This window comes from Synechococcus sp. MW101C3, from assembly GCF_002252635.1.
In the GTDB taxonomy this organism is placed as follows: Bacteria; Cyanobacteriota; Cyanobacteriia; order PCC-6307; family Cyanobiaceae; genus MW101C3.
In genome coordinates, this window is the sequence record NZ_NQKX01000003.1 from 189172 (window position 1) to 207307 (window position 18136).

Sequence of the window (18136 nt, forward strand, 5' to 3'; positions counted from 1 at the left end):
ACCACTCAAGGGGGCCTGTTCGAAGGTGCAGCTTCTCAACAAGCCGCGTGGAAACGCTGATCGATTTTTGGAGTCGCCTTGGCCCCCTGAGTGGAAACTTCTTGCTCATTGCTCTCGCCACATACTCAACCAGTTTGAGCATGCGCTCTACATCAAAGCAGCGCAAGGCGATCCATCCTCATGGCTCTCTTCACCTCGCCAGGGGCGCCGCATCGCCGATCACGATCAACGGGGCCCAGACAAAGGGGTGCAGGCCATCCGGATCGCGCCGCAGCAGCGCCAGCTTTGCCTGCCGCATCGCTTCGGCCTTGTCCATCCCTGCCTTGAGGTTCCCGTAGAACGCCTTGGTGATCTGGGCGCTCTCCGCATCCACCGCGCTCCACAGGCTCGCCACCACTGCTCTGGCGCCGGCCCGTTCCCATACGTAGGCCAGGCCGCTCAGCCCCACGTCGTTGTCGCTGGTGATCTGAGCCGTCTGGCAAGCCCCCAGCACCAGCAGCTCGGTGTTCGACAGACCCAGCTGGGCCGCGTCGGCGATCGGGTATTGCTGGCTGTTGGCGAACAGCAGGGTGTTCGCCTTCATCCCCAGATCCGGGCAGCCCGTTGCCACGAAGCAGCCGTGGGTGCCGAGGTGCAGGATCGGATAGCGGCTCGCCTGCTGCTGAAACCGCTCCAGCGTCGCCTGTCCGCGGCGCAGATCACGGCTGCCTGGATAAGCACCCACCAGATAGTCAGCCTCCGCTTCCGTACCCGGCAGCTCCTTGGCGGTGGGGGTGGGATTGGCCAGCACCAGGGCCCGCTGAGCGCTGCCGCCACCAGCGGGCTGGGCGGCTGGGGCGCTGTTGCGGCTCAGCCGTGTCAGGTAGTGGATCGGGTACTTCTCCAACAGGTACTGCTTCGTGCGGCCGTCGTAGAGCGTTTCCAGAGGGATCTCCCGAAGCTTGCCGGTGGCGATCACCGCCAGCCGACTTCCCGACGGCAGCAGCCCCCGGTCCTCCAGGGGTCGGATCAACAGGTCGTACAGCTGCTGGCTCCGCTCCAGATAGGATTCCGCCTTCTCCAACTGCCGCCTGTAGGTCTCCACCAGTGCAGGGAAATCCTGCGGTAGGGGCACCGTCACCACCTGCAGATCAGTGCGACTCAGCGCAAACAACGCCATAGTGTCGGCCCGTTTGGGTACGCCGGTGAGCGGCGCCGGCTGAATCACCACCGTGCCCGCCGGGATTCCCGCCTGCAGCCGCTGCAGATCCGCCGGCCGGGTTTCCAGCAACTCGGCAATCTCCGGGTACCGCCCGATCAAATCCTCCGCAATGAGGAATTGTGACGCCTCCTGTTCCACCAGTTGCTGCATCATCCACTGATTCGGCTCCCGCTCCAACCGCTGCCGCTTCACCAGAAGCTCCACCTGCCGCAGCTGCCACCCTTCAAGCGCCCGCTGCGCCTCAGGATTGCTCACCCGGGCCTCGATCAGCCGGCTGTAATCGGCCAGATCAGCTGTGGCGAAGAGATTGACCCAGGTGAAGGCTTTCGCTGCCATCTTCTTCTCAATCAACAGCTCCACCAAGGAGGCGGCTGCGCCTTGGCTCTGGCCAATGAAGCTCTGCCGATTGCTGCGTTGAAGGCCACGCCTGATCTCCAATTGGATCGCCAGCCCCTTTTCCAGGCTCTCAATAGCTAGATTGGGCTGCTGGCGATCCCTCTGCAAAATTGCCAGATTGATGAGAGTGATGGCCTCACCTAGTGAGTCCTTCACTTCTCGCAAAATCACCATCGTTAACTTGTAGGCTGTAAGCGCCTGATCAAAATCGCCAAGCCCGGCAGAGATCGTGGCCATGTTGCCGAGAGTTGCTGCCTCTGATCTGCGGTCACCTATCTTGCGATTGATGACAAGCGCTTGCTGGTAGGTCTTCAACGCCGCTTGAGGATTGCCCTGAGCGCTGTAAACGTGGGCGATATTATTAAGAATGGCTGCATCTACGTCGGGGTCCTTCATCTTTTGCGGCATGTCCGCTGCCCGCTGGAGGGTATTCAGCGCCCTATCCAGGTCTTTTTGATCGCTATAGATCTTTCCGATATTGTTGAGAATGACAGCCTCTAGCCTGCTGTCGCCCCAATCCTTGGCCATCGAAAGCGCCTGGTAAAAATAGACAAGAGCCATCATTGATGAGCCTAGCTGGCCATACACATCACCGATGTTATTGACCACCTTTCGGGCTGACTCGTGGTCATCCGTCTTGCGCAGTATCTTCAATGCTTTTTCGTAGTTCTCCAAGGCCTTCCCCAAATCACCTTGACTTCTATAGACCAAGGCTATGTTGTTGGTGGTGACTCCTTCTCCGACAAGATCATTTTCCTGTTGACGGATTAACAGTGCCTGTTTGTAGATCTTGAGCGCTTCGTCCATATTGCCGCGAGTGCTGACTAAAAAACCTATATCATTGAGGACAAGACCCTCTCTTTTGCGATTGTTCTCCTTGCGCATGATTTTCAGGGCTTCTTCGTAGGCGGAAAGAGCCTTCTCGTATTCATTCAAGGAGGTATAGGCAGATCCTATGTCATGGAGTACATTTCCCACTCCCTCGGGCAAATCAAGGCTGCGATAGATTAAGAGTGCTTGCTGGTAGGACTTTAGCGCCTCTGCGAGATTACCAAGATCTTTGTAAATCCATCCCATGTATCTGTGAATACCTCCTTCTAGCTTGTAAATCCATCCCATGGGTCCGTGAATGCCTCCTTCTAGCTTGCGTTCAATCAATTCTCGTGCAATTCTCAGGGCATTCGTGTAGTTGATCAGAGCCGCCTCTCTCTCACTTTTCTCCCTCTGTCGATTGGCCAGTTGAACCACGTCCACAAGACGTTTTGGATTCGATACCTCCGCCGCCATCACCGCCGGCACCACCAGCCCCCCCACCGGCAGCAGGCCCAGGCTGAGGGCCAGTCCAGTGGCCAGCCAGCGACCCATCAGCTCAATCTGCTCCGCTTCATCGAGACCCTCCTGGGGCGCAGGCTTTGTAGGCCAAGTTCACCAAGCCGCCTGGAGCAAAGCGCATGGAATCAACCACGAGGGTGCGGAGGCTCCCGACCTGGCGCAAGTCCTTCCGCACAAGGTCCTGCAAAGCGTCGGGCTTCAGGGCAAGGGTGGAACCATCGGATTGGATCGCGAGGGCCGCGGAGGCCAGCCGCACCTCCGGTTGTGGAAGGCAATCCTTCAGGGGCTCTCCGCGCATTTCAGGATTGCGATCCTCCCTCGGCTTCACCGCCCCCTGAAAGGTGATGCTGGCCACCTGGGCCAGGGGCACCGTTCGCACACCCCCCTTCGTGAAGACCACATCCGTGGGTCCGACAGCGATCAGCCGCACCCCCGAATAGGATCCGCCTTTGGCCAGCCCGCGTATGGTGACGATCGGCGGCAGCTGAAGGCGCACCGGCTCTGCGGCCATGGCAGAAAGCTGGTGGGAGACGACAGAAAGAAGAGCAGTCGCAGCCGTAGCGATGGCTACGAGACATTTTCGACTTCTGCTAAGCATGGATCCGCCAACTAGCATGGCCGACTGGAAAGAGCTTAAGGGCAGGCGACTGTGGGCCCGCCAACTCCACGAATCGTCATACGCCCCTCTCACCCAGCAAGAGTCTTCCCATGGCCAATGAGGCAGGCAACGAGAAGCTTCCCTTCCTGGGTGGATTCGCCAGCATCCTCAGTCTGCTGGGGATCACCCTGTTCTTCTCTGGCTGGATCTATCGCTGGGCCTACTTCGCCTACTTCAATCTGGACGTCAATGCGCAGTCCTATCCCGCCCAGTCGTTCCTGATCGTTCCGATTCAGGTCTTTGTCGGCAGTGTCGCTAATTTCTTTAAAACCCTGATTGTCCTGTCGGCGCTGCCGCTGCTGATCGTCGGCACCCTTTGGTTGCTGCACCGGCTGCCGGCCCTCCTGGCGATGGCGATCCGCCGGCTGCCCTGGATCCGCTCCCTGCGGCCAATAGCGCGGCAGGCCTCAGGCCCGCAACCGGCGGTCAGGCGCTTTGGGGCCTCCCTGCTCGATGAGCTGGTGGTCGTCGGCTGGGTGCTGGTCCTGCTGTTCTGGCTGTCCCAGCACCAGGGGCAGGTCGATGCCCGCCGGGATGCCCTGGAGAGCAGCTCCACCCTCCCGGTGGTCACCTTGGTCCTGCCGCAGGCGGAGGGAGTTCTGGGTCAGGATCTGCGCTACCTCGACGACTCCACTGAGGCGATTCCCGATCCACCGCTGGCGAACAACGTGTTCATCGGTGACCGGGTCCTCGCCCGCCAGATCCGCGACTCCAGCCTTTCCGACCCCGACAGTCAGCATGTGTGGCGGCTTCTGGCCAACGAAACCCTCGGCTGGCTCTACCTGATCCGCACGTTGCCCGACACCTCCGAACCCAGCGAACGACCGCTGGTTCTTGCGATCCCGAATGCCAAGCAGGGCCAGTCGTTGATCCTCAGCCCGGCAACACCGGAGATCAGCCCCTGATCACCCCTCCTTGCTCCGCAGCCTTCGAACGCCTCCACTCAGCAGCGGGTATAAGTCAAAGAGTTCAGCCGCTCTTGGGTGCAACTCATTCGTGCCCCCTTCTGCTGAAGTTGATTGTTGGCTTGCCTTCCCAGAGTGGCAGAGAGTTGAGGCAATGGCTCCTGGACTTTGCTTCACTTGACTTCTGTCAAGCGTGGCAGCGTCCATGTTCCCTTCAAGACTGGATCCTTAGGACCATACAAACGCGCCACGAAGAAAAAGGGACCAGCTGGCGCAGGCAGCCAATTCGAGACTTTGTCCGTTCCTGGATTCTCGCTCTGGATATAGATCTCCAGGGATCCATCAGTTCCCAGCTTCAGGCCTGATGTGCGATCACCGATCGAATAGCGTTGAATAGGATTCTCCACAAGCAGGCGTTCCGGCAACGTGTACATCGTCACCGACCAGAACTCCGTCACCGGTGGCAGCTGGCCCGGTTCGAATCGCAGCACCCATCGCTTGCGCCCATCAAGCACTTGGCCGTCGGGCCCGGTCTGCTGGGTGGCATAGAAGGCCTCTTCACTGCTGTTGCCATAAATCCCCAGCATCGCTCCCATCGAGCGGAACGTGAGGTAATCAGACCCCAGTTGCTGTCTGCTGCCGAAGAATCCCTGGGAGCTGGTCTGTTGTTGGGCCTTGGCCTTGAGCTCCTGGCTGGCCTCGGCCACCCCTTCCTCCAGGGCGGTGCGGAGCTTCGGATCCAGCCGGGCCGGATCAAAGGGCAGGCCGGGGCCGATGCCGATGCGGGCGAACCGGGCCCGCATCTCCCGCTCCGATGGCACGGCGGGCATGAACGGCAACAGGGCGTTGAGGTAGGTGATGAAGCCGATCCCCTCGGCCTTGGAGGCGTTCCAGGCGGGCCAGGCCACCGCTGGGGCGGGCGGTGGCGCCGGTTGGCCTGTGAAGCGCGACAGGGGCGTGAGCACGTATTGGGCCTGGATCGCCTTCAGTGCTGGGATGTCATCGGGCCCGTTCAACTGGGTGCGGGTGAGGGTGCCGACGAAGTCGGTTTCGGCGCGGAACACCTTGGTGATGCCCTTCGGCACCGTGCCCTTCCAGTGGGGACCGGCGAACAGATAGGTGCCGGCCCCGCGGCCGTTGGAACGCACGCCGGTGTAGGCGAAGTTGTGGGTGTAGAGATCGAACCACTGGTTGACGTAGTAGCGGGGTGCCGGCACTGCGGGCAGCGACAGCACGATCGGCTCGGTCCGCAGATCCAGCCAGGCCCAGGAGTAGGGCGTGTCGTTGTTGGGGGTGACGATGTCCTTGTCGGCCGGGGTGGCGGAGCGGCTGTAGTGCCGGAAGCGGTCGAAGCCACCCACGTAGCCCGGGAACGCCTTGTTCTGGGTCTGGTTCCAGAGGGTCTGGTAGCCCTGCAGGGGGGCATAGGCGTAGAGCCAGGCCTCTTTGGCGATGGCGCGGGCTTCTGCGGGGCTGGGGGCTGGGGCCTGGCTCGCTGAGCTGGAAACTTGTGCCGAAGCCGGTGTCGCGGCCAGGGAACCCAGGGGAGTCAGCGGCAGAGCGGCGATGAGGGCGGCGATCAAGGCGACCGCTGGTCGGCTGGGGGTCGGGACCATCGTGTTGGTGGGGAACGCTGTGGGTACGGAGGGCGGGTGTCAGGCGAAGGGTTGCCTCAGGGCTTGAGCGCTTCGATGTCGTTCAGCTGCCAGGCCTTGCTGAAGTAGGCCTCGGTGGGGCCGTAGAAGCGGAAGTAGGCGAACCAGCCCTTGCCCGGGGTGGTCTTGATCCAGTTGGCGGCGCCGGCCGGCCGTACCGGGCCAAAGGACACATCCAACGAGCCATCGGTGTTGGTGACAAGATCCGGCTTGCGGGAGCTGAGGTCGGCGGCACCCTGGTCGGTGATCAGCGGGCCACGGCTGAGGTTGTCGTACAGGGTGATCGACCAGAACTGCTTCACCGGCGCGCCAGCCGGCACGCGCATCCGGTAGGTGCGGCCGCCATCAAGCCAACGTCCTCCCTTGTCTTTGGAGGCCTCCAGGTATACCTGGCCAAAGCCCACGATCCGCCCCTGCATGCCTGCTGACATGCCGATCGCCTCGTAGAACCAGGAACTGCGCTCGTCGATCTGCACGCGCCGTTTGTCCGGGGTTTCCTGATCAAGGTCGAACAACACGGCGTACTCCCATTGCTTGCCGGGGTACACCGTTGCTCCGGGGATTCGCTTGTCGTAGGCGATGGTGCGGGCCATCAGATCGCCCACCTGGGCGGCCTCCGTGAGCACCTTGGCCTGGCGGGCATCCGGTTGGAAGGGCTGGCCAGGGGTGATCCCCAGAGGAGCGAGCATCCCGAACAGCATGCGGTCGCCGGGGGCCACCGGCTCGTTGGCATAGAGCTCGCTCAGCAGGCGCCAGTAGTTCAGGTCGGCGGGCTGGGCCGACTGCCAGGGGCGACCAGCCACCGGCACATAGGCGTTCGTGGGCGGGTTATCCCGCTGGCTCCAGCCGTAGAGCCGGTGGCGGCGCACGGTGGCTTCGGCCACGGCCTTGTCGGGATCAAGGCCTCGGGTGGCGAACCAGATCTGATTGCTTGGGGAGCGGACGATGAGGTAGCCCGGGGCCACCGGCTCGGGACTGCCGGGGGGAAGGATCAGAAACTTGCCACCGGCACCCTTGTCGGGTCCCGTCTGGCCCATGTCGGTGATCGGCTGTTGCCAGATGTCCAGCACCCCGCCGGCGGTGAGCCCGGCGGGCACCTCGATCACCAATGGTCCCTGCTTGGCAAGGTCCCAGAAGCTGAAGGCGTAGAGGGTGGTGATGTTGGGGGTGAGCATCCCCGCCTTGTCCTTCAGGGTCTGGTAGAGCACCACATCGCCGTTGCGGGCGCCGAAGGTTTTGGCCTGGGCGTCGTAGAGCGCCTTGAAACCGACGGCCGGCAGGGCCCAGAGATAGGCCTGGGTGGCGCGCTGGAAGTCGAGCTCGTCGTAGAGCCTGGCAGCGGTGGCCTTGCTGGGGTAGCCATTCTCCAGTTGAAGAGCCCCAAACCTTGTCTGTCGGACATCAGCTGCTGCAGGCTGCTTGGCTTGCACGCCACTGAAGAAGCTGATACTGGCCAGGGAGGCGATCAGCGACTTCCGAAAGAGGTTGAGCTTCACGGAGTTGAGTCAGTGATCAACTTTAACTGCTCGTTCAGCTACGGCCCAGCCAACGCTCAAGATCAGTGGCGGGCAGGAGCCAAATGCGCTGACAAGGCGTCTCTGGTTTCGGCGGCTGGATCTTGGTGCTAGGTATCTCGCTCTTGATGAACTACACCGGCTCGAAGCCCGATGCTGAAGGAGAGACGACGGAAACAAAGACAAGTGGTTCTTGCCCGGTGTTAAGAACACCGTGGACTTCTCGGCGATGGGCTACAAGCACATCTCCCTGAGCGATGGCAATCGACTCCCCCTTAGACCCAAGGCTGTACTCGCCGCAACCTGAAAGGATGGTCCATGTATCTTGGCCATCAGGATGCACATGAGCCGAGATATGCTGGCCAGGCTTGATATGCCAAGCAACGACCGTTGCGTCAGCCGACTCGGTGATGACTGAGCGAATGGGCTCACCGTCCGCTGGTTGTAGAAAGTCTGTGACCTTAAACAAGCGCTTCGGGCTCGTTATGGACACGATGGAATGGTGTTTGTTGGGTGGATTTTAGCAAGAACGGCGGGCCAGCCGTTGTTAAGCTGCACCGGCGAGAGATCGTGAAAAAATCACCTTCGAGTCCCCTTCAGCATAGAAATCGGGGATACGTCCTCGCACTTCATACCCGCGCTTCAGGTAAAAGTTTCGAGCTCGCGCCAACGCTTCCTGGTCACTAGTCTCAATAACAATCACGCGCGCACCCAATGCTGCCGCATCTCGCTCGATGTTAGAAAGAATGGCTTGGCCGACACCGCCGCCATGATGACCGGGTCTTACGCCAATCCACCACACGTTCCACACCCGCTCGGAATAGGCGTCTGGAGAATAGTACGACCACCCAATGACTGGGCCGTCTTGAAACTCGCGACAAGCCACAGCAGTATGCCCCTCGGGCAGCTCCCCAGCAGCAAGGGAATCCAGAACTCCACCCAAAAGGGCTTCCGCATCCTCGGCAGTGAATAGTCCGGTGCTCACGGCTAGTCCAAGCAATACCTCTCTCTCATGCGCTTGAATGGGGCCGATGATCACTTGATTGCCTCCGTTGTGGTCTTGCCGCCTAACGCTGATTGGGCGTACCCGGTGAAAACGCGCTGCGCCTACCCAGTGAAGCCTAAGCGAGGTAGGGATTGAAGCCAGAGCAACACAAACCCAGGGCAGGCCAAAGATCCCAGGCTCATCCTGCCAGGGGCCAAGGTTTTCGGCGGACCCGTCTAAGACAGTTCGACGCGTTACAGAAGGTCGGCAGGACTGCTGACGCCCAGGGGCCCGCGGTTCAGCACATGCGTGTAGATCATGGTTGTCTGCACATCCTTATTCCCCAGCAATTCCTGGATCGGCGAATGTCCTGGCCCCACTCCACCGGAGCGTTGGGCTCCTTCCTCCCCAGCGCGTGGGGATGCGGCATCGGGCCAGCACAGCCCCTCCAGCACCCAATGTGGGTGAGGAACGCCTTCACCTCGGCGCTGGCCAGGGTGTTCACTCATGCCCACCGACTTCCTACGCCTTCGCCTTCGTCGACTGACCAACCGGATGGCACGGATGATCCCCGCAGGCATTTACCGTCTTAATCGTCCATGCTGCATACATAAGCAAATCAGAAGTTTCAGTATTTCTTTATCAGGACATTCCGTTCACATGATGCTGAAATTCAGCACCATATGACAAGTCTTGCTGATGTTCCCTGTTGCGTGTTCAGCCCCTGATCCAAATCATCGACCACGAGCCTCACGTTCTTGAGGTGCTGGCCCCGTTACTGGAGCAGGTGGGCTGGCGCGTTCTTCACGCCGATGATGGACATCACGGCCAGGCCATGGCCTTGCAGCACCAGCCCCATCTGATCGTGCTCGACCTGCTGCTGCCCAAGCTGGATGGCCTCTCGGTGCTGCAGCGCCTGCGGCGCGATCGGCGCACCGCGCGGGTGCCGGTGATGGTGCTCACGGCGCTGGCCAGCAAGGAAGACAGGCTCAAGGCCTTCAACTGCGGCGCCGACGACTACGTCCTCAAGCCCTTCGAGGTGGAGGAGGTGTTCGTGCGCATCCGATCCCTGCTGCGCCACCAGCTGGAAACGCCGCTGGCCTTGGCCACCCCGGAGATCCTGTCCTACGGGCCGCTCAGGCTCTGTCCTGAACAGCTGGAGGCGCTCTGGTTCGATCAGGTTGTTTGCCTTACCCGCAAGGAGTTTGAGCTGCTGCATTGCCTGTTGCAGCGCCACGGCCAGGCTGTGTCATGGGGGGTGATGCTCAAGGAGGTGTGGGGCTACTCCCCTGGCGATGACATCGAGTGCATCCGCACCCATATCCGCCACCTCAGAACCAAGATCGAGCCGGATCCCGGCCGACCCCAGTTTCTGAAGACGATCTATGGCGTGGGCTACTGCCTGGATCTTCCCCATCAACAGCGCCAAGCGATGGCCTGAGGCTCAGGGCGCTCCACTGCCGAAGGAGCGAGGTTCAGAGAAAGCTGCCGTTGTGTGTGGGCGCGGCCTCAGGGGTGTACGGGCTGAAGCGCATGTGGCTTCTGTTCAGCACGCCAGGCTGCACAACAGGGGCCTCGGCAGGGGCGGCAGCGGGCTTCTGCTGGTGGAGCACTTCCTCCAGCAGGAAGGCACAGAGGTTGGACATGGAACGCCCTTCCTCTTCCGAACGGTTCAGGAGTGTTTGAAACACCTGATAGCTGATGGTGATGGAGATGCGGCGTGGTTGACGTTGCATGATCCGAAGTCGCTCGCTTGTGGTAAGGGTTGGATTCGTTGCTTCTTGGCTGGAATGAGGAGTGATGGAAGTCATGGAACGTTGCTGGTATTTCCGCGTGTGATGCACTAAGCAACACTTGAGGTGATCACTACTGCCGACATAGCGGTGTGCAGGTGATTCAACAAACCCATCGAATCAATCTGATCAGAATCCGACTACTTCAGAGACTGCCTCAAACGCCGGGTCCGTCTGAACGGCGTCTTTTCCATCATCCTAGCGGGAGTTAAAAGACCTGGCTCCTGGCGCTGGACAGCGCACTGGGCAACGCGCGAGACGAATGCCCCCATCACGCAGGTCAGAACTGACTGGATGAGTGGAGAGCGCCTTGGCCATCGCATGACCGGAGGATCCACCTGCCAAAGGCAGAATCACCTGGGCTTGCCCATTCCCATGCACTCGTCCAGATCCCTTGCAGTCCCATGGGTCTGGACAGATTCACGGACATCGGTGCAGTAAAAAGCCGCGAGCGATGCGCTACAGACGCCTCGCTTAATCTTCAATGGAATCCACGGCGACGAAGCAAGCCCGTTGAGCTAAGGATACACAGCAGAACTTTCAAGGACAAATCTATACAGCCGAGCCAGCTTTCATCGTTGGATGTTGATGGCGCCGTGGATATGACGCACATCTACAGCAGCCAACAACCTGCATGTTTCCCATAGTGAAGGGAGAGATGCATTGACATGACAAGCCAAACGAATTGCTCCGGCAGCAATCCGCCCGCTCCATGGTCGCTTGCATCGCTCCTCCAACCCCAGCCCTCGCGGACCTGCTCATGAACAAGCTCCAGTTCAAAGGTGAATGGCACGAGCTCAAAGGAAAGCTCCGGCAGAAGTTTGCCGAACTCACCGATGACGACGTGGATTACGCCGAGGGCCAAGAAGAGGAGTTGCTTGGTCATCTCCAGAAGAAGCTTGGCAAGACCCAGGAAGAACTTGCCCAACTGGTAAACACACCCTGAAGGTCGCATCATGCTGAACTATGCCATCACTTTCCTAGTCATTGCAATCATCGCCGCCGTTCTCGGCTTCGGTGGTATCGCCGGATCAGCTGCAGGCATCGCCCAGATCCTGTTCCTTGTCTTCCTCGTGCTTGCCCTGCTCTCCTTCTTCACCGGCCGGCGCAACGTGCTGTGAATACCCGCGAGAACAACGCTGTTCAGATCACATCCACCTGATCGCATCACCTCCTTTTCCCATCGTCATCGTCACCATGAATCACCAAGCTCGTTCACTGCGCCAGCTGGTTGCCGCCTGCCTTGGGCTGGCCTTCAGCCTTTTGGTGTTGATCGCCACGCCTGCCATGAGCGCTCCCGCCCATGCCTCAGATGTCTTCGTCAGCAGCACCTCCACCTTGCCGCTGGCCGCCACCACCGGCCGCATCAAAGCGGGTGCCAAGGAATTCGAGGGCAAGACCCAGGAATCCATCGGCAACGTCACTGGCAACAAGGGTGATCGTCTGGCCGGCAAGGCGAAACAGGCCGAAGCCAAGGTTCGCAATACTGTCGAAGACATCAAGGACAAGGCCGCAAGGGGCTGACCCAGGATCAGCGCGTCGGCCTGGCATCACGCCGCATCACGCCTTTGAGGGCCAGGCCGACCTGCTGATACCGGAGGCTGTTGGTCACGTGCCCGGTGGGCAAGGCGATCATCGCTGCGCCTTTCGGGTCTGTGGCCAGACCCGTCAAGGGCTTGCGCGGGTGGCCACTGTCTGCGTCTCAGCCGTGGCGATCGGGCTGCGAACGGCGAGCACGCGGCGCAGGCGCTCACGGAACCACTGCAGGGGTTGGTGAACATCAGCGTCGTCGAGCAGTCCGCGCTGGCGCAGGCAGTCTTGATAGCTGCGCAGCACGTCGCTGCGACGGGCCACCTCCTGGGCGACTGTGTCGGCGAAGTCGGGCCTGGAGGCCAGCAGGGCGCGAAAGCTGCCGCTGGGAACCACGAACAGCATCGTCTCCTGGGACGTCACCATCGACGTGGGATAGGGCACCTGGAGCAGCAGCGGCAGTTCACCGAAGAACTCACCTGCGGTGAAGGTGAACAGCTTGCGGCTCACCCGGTCCGTTTCATGGATCGCATCCACCGCGCCACTCAGCACCAGGTGGAAGGAGCGGCCCTCGTCACCCTGGTGGACCAGCACCGTGCCGGCGGGCAGCGAGCGGCGGGCGCCGCTGCCCACGAGTTCCCGCAGGCGTCGATCATCCATGCTGCTGAAGCAGGGATGGTCGGGCAGTGACGCCCGCAAGGGGCTCCAGTCCGGGCCTGCTCCGTCCTCTTCCACCGCGCGCCTGGAGGACAGCAGCTGGACCTGCTGTCGGGCTCCGGCCAGTTCGATGTGCCGTTCGCGCAGCCCCTGCTCGATCGCGTAGTTGAGTGAACTGCGCAGGCTGAGGCCGGCTTGGATCGCCGAGGTCCAGGCCCAGAGCTCGAACGCCATCCCCTGGCCCTGGAGGCCGTGCAGCAGCACCTTCGGCGGCGGATCGGTCAACACCGTGGGCTCGGCGAGGGCGGCATCCAGCAGCACCTCGGTCACGGCCAGCGGGTCGCTGCCATGGGCCACCGTGACCGCCACATCCACTCGCCCGTCGGGGCTCTGATAACTGAGGTTCTTCACCGGCGCGTTGGTGATGGACGAATTGGGCACCACGATCTCGGCGCCCTGGAAGGTGCGGATCACGGTGGAGCGGATCGAGATCTCGCGGATGAAGCCGGTGGTGTCGCCGAATTCAATCTGGTCGCCCACCTTCAGCTTCCCCTCCATCAGCAGGGTGAGGCCACTGGTGAGATTGCGGGTGAGCTCCTGCAGGCCGAAGCCGATCCCCACCCCCAGAGCGCCGAACACCACAGCAAGGGCGCCGATGTCGAGCCCCATCCCCTGGGCCACCACCACATACCCCAGGGCGGCCAGCCCCAGAGAAACCAGCGTGGCCACCGCCTCGCGACGGCCCTCCGGCAGGGAAAACCAGAGCAGCACGCGACCGGCCAGCAGCCGCTTCAGCTCCCGCGCCGCCAGGCTCACGGCCAGCAGCAACAGCAGCACCTGCAGAATCCAGAGCAGGGAGAAGCTCTGGCGCCCCAGCGGCAGCAACGGCGATGTGAACAGCTTCTCCAGGCGTTCGAACGTCACCGCTTGTTTCCCGCCGACCTGACCATTCAGCCAGGCCAAGCGGATGGCTGCGGCTCACACGAGAGCGTTTCTGTGAGGCGAGAGCCTTTCCGTGCTGCGAGAGCCATGCCATGGCTCGTGCTCTCGCCCGTGAGATCGGCGGTGACGCTCACTCACTCACGGCCTTGGCGCGCATCGCCGCCTCCAGGCTTTTGATCTCCTGCGGCGACAGCTTGGGCCGATCCAGCTTGATGGTGAGCTTGTCGAGGGTGCCGGTGAAGCGGAACGGCGGCTGGTAGTCGGCGTCGTTGACGCCGGTGAGGGTATCGGAGCCCACGTCAAAGCTTTCATCCCACTGCAGGATCATCGGCAGGGTTTTGGGCATGGTTCTGGTGGCCACCACCTTGCCGTCCACCTTGAGGGTGCCTGTACCCGGGCGGCCGACGCCGCTGAAGTCGTTGAAGGCCAGCGTGCCGGCCCCCTTGCCGTCGTAGACAAAATCGAACTCAACCTTGTGCTTGCCGGGGGAGAGCGGATCAGTGCCCTCCCACTTCAGCCGCTCCAGATCCACCATGTTCCACACCCACACCGGCTTGCCGTTCTTGAGGTAGAAGCCGTAGCCGCCGAAGCGGCCGCCGGAGGTGAGCAGCATGCCCTCGGCACCGCCGGCCGGCACCTCGATGTCGGCGGTGACGGTGTAGGAGGTGTTGAGCAGCACAGGCGAATCCCCCTGGGGCAGCCCCACCATTGGATGGGTGTACACGAACTGGTTGCGCCCAGCGGTGATGTTCGGCCGTGGCGCCACGATGCGCCCCGCCACCGAAGCATCGAGCGGGAACACCTGATACTTGCGAGCCTCGCTGATGAAGGCCTCCTTCATCTCCTTCACCTTGCCGGGGTTCTGGGCCGCCAGGTCGGTGGTCTGGCTGAAATCGTTGTTGAGGTTGTAGAGCTCCAGCGTCTGGTTGTTGAGCGGATCCGGGTTGGCCGGGCCGAAGGCGTCCCAGGGAGCGCGGTTCACCTTGGTGCTCAGCAGCCAGCCCTTGTCATAAAGCGCCCACTGGCCGAACATCTCGAAGTATTGCCGCTCGTGCCTGGAGGGCGCCTTGGCATTCTTCGCGTCGAAGGTGTAAACGAAGCTCGTACCCTCGATCGGCTTCTGGGGGATGCCATCCACCACCTCGGGCGCGTTCAACCCAGCCGCCTCAAGGATCGTGGGCACCACGTCGATCACATGCACGAACTGCTCGCGCAGGGCCCCTTTGTCCTTGATGCGCGCCGGCCACGACACCACCATGTTCTGGTTCACCCCACCGAGACGGGAAGCGTTCTGCTTGAACCAGCTGAACGGGGTGTCAAACGCCCAGCTCCAGCCTGCTGACATGTGGTTGTAGGTGAGATCGGTGCCCCACACGTCGTAGAACTTCATCTGCACATCGACGGGCAGCTTGTTGAGGCCGTTGAAGAAGGCCACCTCGTTGGGGGTACCGAGCGGCCCGCCTTCTGCACTGGTGCCGTTATCGCCGTTGATGTAGATGATCAGCGTGTTGTCGAGCTTGCCGAGATCGTCGAACTGCTGGATCACCCGGCCGATTTCGTAGTCGCTATAGGCGGCGTAGGCGGCGAACACCTCCACCTGGCGGATGAACAGCTTCTGGGCGTCTGGGCTCAGCTGGTCCCAGGGGGTGATCACATCGGCGGGCCAGGGATCGAGCTTGGCGTCCTTGGGGATCACGCCGAGTTTCTTCTGGTTGGCGAAGATGCGCTCCCTCAGTTTCTCGTAGCCATCATCAAAGAGATGCATGGCGTGAATTCTGTCCACCCACTCCTTGGTGGGGTGGTGGGGCGCATGGGTGGCCCCGGGGGCGTACTTGATGAACAGCGGCTTGCTGGGATTGATCTGGTGCATCCGCGCCATGTAGTCGATGGCGTCATCGGCCATCTCTGTCACCAGGTTCCAGCTGCCGGGCTCCGCGCCCTCAAAGGGATAGATCTGGGTGGTATTGCGGAACAGGTTGGGCTGCCACTGGTTGGCGTCCCCACCCACGAAGCCGTAGAAGTATTCGAAGCCCATTCCCGTGGGCCATTGATCAAACGGCCCGCTCTGGCTGGCCTGGAAGGCGGGCACGTTGTGGTCCTTGCCGAACCAGGCGGTGGAATAGCCGTTGTCCTTGAGCAGGCGACCGATCGTGGCCTTGTCGCGCTCAATGAGGCTGTTGTAGCCGGGGAAGCCGGTGGACTGCTCCGAGATCACCCCAAACCCTGCCGAGTGGTGGTTGCGGCCGGTGATCAGCGCCGCGCGGGTGGGAGAGCACAGGGCCGTGGAGAACATGCGGTTGTACCGCAGGCCCGCCTTGGCGATGCGATCCATCGCCGGCGTGGGAATCACCCCGCCGAAGGTGCTGGGCACCCCGAATCCAGCGTCGTCCGTGAGGATCAGCAGCACGTTCGGGGCGCTCTGGGGCGGCGTGATCCGCGGCGCCCACCAGGGCTTCGATTGCTGGGCGCCGTCTTTGATCACGCCGCCGAAGGGTGGCGCTGGGGCCGGCAATTGCGTGCCGGAGATGGTGGTGGTGGCATTGGGGGCTCCCGGCGTGCCGGAGATGCGCTGGGCCAGGGCGGGCATGCCACCCAGTTGCCAGCCGGCCAGCAACAGAGCCGCTGCCACCAGAAACAGCCGGCGCGCCGCACCGGCCAGGCCATCCGCTCTGAGGAAGCGGCCCAGCCGACGGGACATCTGCAGCAGCACAGCGAACAGGCCCTTATCCATGGGAGACGGGAAGCGGCGGGGAAACAAGACGGAAGCCGATATGGGAGGTGCCGGTGTCAGGGCTTTCGGCCTCCCTGGCCGCCGGGCGGAAACGGCTGCAGAAGTTGGGGGCGCAGAGGAACGAGCCGCCCTTGATCACATGCTTGGCCACACCAGGCTCGCGCGGATCGAGGCTGGCGGCTTCATCGACCACACGGGGGTCGAGGCCGCCGTCGACGGCGGCATGGTCTGGTTGGTACCAGTCGCTGGTCCATTCCCAGACGTTGCCGATCATGTCGTACAGGCCGTAGCCATTCGCGGGGAAGCTGGCCACCGGAGCAGTACCCAGATAGCCATCCTCGCCGGAATTGGAGAGGGGAAACTCCCCCTGCCAGGTGTTGGCCTGGCCAGGACGCCAGGTGTTCCCCCAGCTGAAGACACGATCCTTGAGGCCGCCGCGAGCAGCGAACTCCCACTGAGCTTCCGATGGAAGCGCCGCACCAGCCCAGGCGGCATAAGCCTCCGCATCTGCCACCGACACCTGCACGACGGGGTGATCGCCAAGGGTGTCGATGGAACTGCCGGGGCCCTGGGGATGGCGCCAGTCGGCGCCCGGAACCCACTCCCAGCCACTCCATTCCTGAAGCTGGGCGTGCATGGAAGGCGGCTTGAACACCACCGAACCAGGGGCGCGCTCCGCTGCAGATAGAGCCGGGAACTGCTCCGCGGGCAGCGGACCTTCGGCCTGCGTGCGGTAGCCGGTGGCGGCCACAAAGGCGGCGAAGTCGTGGTTGCTCACTTCAGTGCGGCCCAGGCAGAAGGGGCGGACCTGCACCGCGGCCTCGGATTCCTCTGGCAGGAGCCCGGCGGCCCCGATCAGGAAGCGGCCGCCGGCGATGGGCTGCATCCCGGCCGGGCAGCTGATGGCGGCCTGGGCGGGCAAAGCCCGCAACAGGAGCAGGGCCAGGCTGAGCACCAGCACAACCACGACCAGCAAACCCTCCGAAAACGAGGCATCGGCACGGAGATAGGACAACGAGAGGTTCGCTTCAGTGGCCATGCGCTCAGGGAGCATTGTTCCGTAGCGAGGGATCAAATCAGGGTGTGAATGATCACATTGTTCACATGGATTCCACCCTGAGGCGCCGCACCGATCTGAGCATGGACGCCAAACGGCAATCCTGCCGCAGAAACGCAGTCATCCCTCAGGCTGTGTGGCTCACTGCCTTTGCTCTGATACAAGGAAGGCCATGCCAATCATGACCATGAATCGCCAGTTGATGATCACGTGCGTGGCCATGGGCTGCATAGCAGCCCCACAAGCAGCAGAGGCGCAGGCACAGCCCAATCCCGACCAGAACGCCGCACTCAATGCGGCCGCCAGGATGACGGAAGGGCAGCGCACTTACTTCCAGAAGAACGGAGCCTTCCGGGCCACCGTTTCCTCTATCCAGCAGGATTTCGGCATCACGCTTCCCGCCAGCTTCGACTATGCCGTGCGCACCACCACGGAAGCCGCCTATAGCTATGTGATACCCGCCCAGGGTTCAACAGTGGGACAGCTCAATGCCTATGTGGGAGCAGCTTTTCTCACACCCAATCAGAATCCCATGATCACCACGATCATCTGCAGAAACCTTCAACCAGGCCAGATCCGTCCGGCGGATCCACAGCTCGTGCTGGGCACCTTAATGCCGAATCCCAGCGGCAGGCTTGTGCAATGCGGCGACGGCTCCATGGAAGTGCAGGCTTCGGTGGTCAACGAGTAACGCCAAACGTGCTGGCCTGCGGTGAGCGGACATTCGGTGAGCAGACATGCGGTGAGGAGGCAATCAACACCGCAAGGGCCAGCCTCGTA

The 18136-nt window shown here is 62.0% G+C and carries 17 protein-coding genes; 6 read left to right on the forward strand and 11 right to left on the reverse strand.

Features of this window, described 5'->3' with window-relative positions; genetic code table 11:
- Positions 1 to 190: 190 nt before the first annotated feature.
- Positions 191 to 2962, reverse strand: a complete 2772-nt coding sequence (locus tag CJZ80_RS04950; RefSeq protein WP_094510956.1) for a CHAT domain-containing tetratricopeptide repeat protein — start codon at positions 2960 to 2962, stop codon at positions 191 to 193.
- A 19-nt stretch (positions 2963 to 2981) separates the two neighbouring features.
- Positions 2982 to 3440: a hypothetical protein gene (locus CJZ80_RS04955; protein ID WP_094510957.1), complete on the reverse strand. Its 459-nt coding sequence runs from the start codon at positions 3438 to 3440 to the stop codon at positions 2982 to 2984.
- 197 nt (positions 3441 to 3637) lie between these two features.
- On the opposite strand from CJZ80_RS04955, the gene CJZ80_RS04960 reads away from it, so the two are divergent.
- Positions 3638 to 4492: a hypothetical protein gene (locus CJZ80_RS04960; RefSeq protein ID WP_094510958.1), complete on the forward strand. Its 855-nt coding sequence runs from the start codon at positions 3638 to 3640 to the stop codon at positions 4490 to 4492.
- Positions 4493 to 4665: 173 nt separating this feature from the next.
- On the opposite strand, the gene CJZ80_RS04965 is transcribed toward CJZ80_RS04960, so the two are convergent.
- The 4 genes from CJZ80_RS04965 to CJZ80_RS04980 all read right to left on the reverse strand — a co-directional run bounded on the left by CJZ80_RS04965 (position 4666) and on the right by CJZ80_RS04980 (position 8700).
- On the reverse strand, positions 4666 to 6075 hold the full coding sequence (locus CJZ80_RS04965) for a DUF1254 domain-containing protein (protein WP_198948237.1): 1410 nt from the start codon (positions 6073 to 6075) through the stop codon (positions 4666 to 4668).
- An 89-nt stretch (positions 6076 to 6164) separates the two neighbouring features.
- Positions 6165 to 7643: a DUF1254 domain-containing protein gene (locus CJZ80_RS04970; RefSeq protein ID WP_094510960.1), complete on the reverse strand. Its 1479-nt coding sequence runs from the start codon at positions 7641 to 7643 to the stop codon at positions 6165 to 6167.
- Positions 7644 to 7794: 151 nt separating this feature from the next.
- The gene (locus CJZ80_RS04975) at positions 7795 to 8148 is read right to left on the reverse strand and encodes a cupin domain-containing protein (RefSeq protein ID WP_094511075.1); all 354 of its coding nucleotides are present in this window, start codon (positions 8146 to 8148) and stop codon (positions 7795 to 7797) included.
- Between the two features lie 60 nt (positions 8149 to 8208).
- The gene (locus CJZ80_RS04980) at positions 8209 to 8700 is read right to left on the reverse strand and encodes an N-acetyltransferase (protein WP_158217433.1); all 492 of its coding nucleotides are present in this window, start codon (positions 8698 to 8700) and stop codon (positions 8209 to 8211) included.
- Positions 8701 to 9355: 655 nt separating this feature from the next.
- Between CJZ80_RS04980 and CJZ80_RS04990 the strand changes: the two genes are divergently transcribed.
- Positions 9356 to 10087 carry a response regulator transcription factor gene (locus CJZ80_RS04990; protein ID WP_094510962.1) on the forward strand — a complete coding sequence of 244 codons (732 nt, stop codon included), beginning with the start codon at positions 9356 to 9358 and terminating at the stop codon, positions 10085 to 10087.
- A gap of 34 nt (positions 10088 to 10121) precedes the next feature.
- On the opposite strand, the gene CJZ80_RS04995 is transcribed toward CJZ80_RS04990, so the two are convergent.
- The gene (locus tag CJZ80_RS04995) at positions 10122 to 10457 is read right to left on the reverse strand and encodes a hypothetical protein (RefSeq protein ID WP_144036929.1); all 336 of its coding nucleotides are present in this window, start codon (positions 10455 to 10457) and stop codon (positions 10122 to 10124) included.
- A gap of 742 nt (positions 10458 to 11199) precedes the next feature.
- On the opposite strand from CJZ80_RS04995, the gene CJZ80_RS05000 reads away from it, so the two are divergent.
- The 3 genes from CJZ80_RS05000 to CJZ80_RS15910 are packed head-to-tail and all read left to right on the forward strand — an operon-like array spanning position 11200 to position 11963.
- The gene (locus CJZ80_RS05000; protein ID WP_094510964.1) at positions 11200 to 11385 is read left to right on the forward strand and encodes a CsbD family protein; all 186 of its coding nucleotides are present in this window, start codon (positions 11200 to 11202) and stop codon (positions 11383 to 11385) included.
- 10 nt (positions 11386 to 11395) lie between these two features.
- Positions 11396 to 11560 (forward strand): DUF1328 domain-containing protein, encoded by a 165-nt coding sequence (locus tag CJZ80_RS05005; RefSeq protein ID WP_094510965.1) that lies wholly within the window; start codon positions 11396 to 11398, stop codon positions 11558 to 11560.
- Positions 11517 to 11963 carry a CsbD family protein gene (locus tag CJZ80_RS15910; RefSeq protein ID WP_369802991.1) on the forward strand — a complete coding sequence of 149 codons (447 nt, stop codon included), beginning with the start codon at positions 11517 to 11519 and terminating at the stop codon, positions 11961 to 11963. The genes CJZ80_RS05005 and CJZ80_RS15910 overlap by 44 nt, the downstream gene beginning before the upstream one ends.
- A gap of 7 nt (positions 11964 to 11970) precedes the next feature.
- Here CJZ80_RS15910 and CJZ80_RS15625 read toward each other — a convergent pair whose 3' ends face one another.
- The 4 genes from CJZ80_RS15625 to CJZ80_RS05025 form a co-directional block, all read right to left on the reverse strand.
- Entirely contained in the window at positions 11971 to 12111 is a 141-nt protein-coding gene (locus tag CJZ80_RS15625; protein ID WP_233132818.1) for a hypothetical protein, read from the reverse strand.
- Positions 12108 to 13550 carry a mechanosensitive ion channel domain-containing protein gene (locus CJZ80_RS05015; protein WP_144036930.1) on the reverse strand — a complete coding sequence of 481 codons (1443 nt, stop codon included), beginning with the start codon at positions 13548 to 13550 and terminating at the stop codon, positions 12108 to 12110. Before CJZ80_RS05015 ends, CJZ80_RS15625 begins: the two co-directional genes overlap by 4 nt.
- 148 nt (positions 13551 to 13698) lie before the next feature.
- Complete coding sequence (locus tag CJZ80_RS05020) at positions 13699 to 16299, reverse strand: arylsulfatase (RefSeq protein ID WP_233132819.1); 2601 nt, start codon at positions 16297 to 16299, stop codon at positions 13699 to 13701.
- Positions 16292 to 17338, reverse strand: coding sequence for a formylglycine-generating enzyme family protein (locus CJZ80_RS05025; protein ID WP_094511077.1), 1047 nt, complete (start codon positions 17336 to 17338; stop codon positions 16292 to 16294). The genes CJZ80_RS05020 and CJZ80_RS05025 overlap by 8 nt, the downstream gene beginning before the upstream one ends.
- Positions 17339 to 17543: 205 nt before the next feature.
- On the opposite strand from CJZ80_RS05025, the gene CJZ80_RS05030 reads away from it, so the two are divergent.
- A complete protein-coding gene (locus tag CJZ80_RS05030; RefSeq protein ID WP_233132820.1) occupies positions 17544 to 18047 on the forward strand; it encodes a type IV pilin-like G/H family protein in 504 nt (167 codons plus the stop codon).
- Positions 18048 to 18136: the final 89 nt, after the last annotated feature.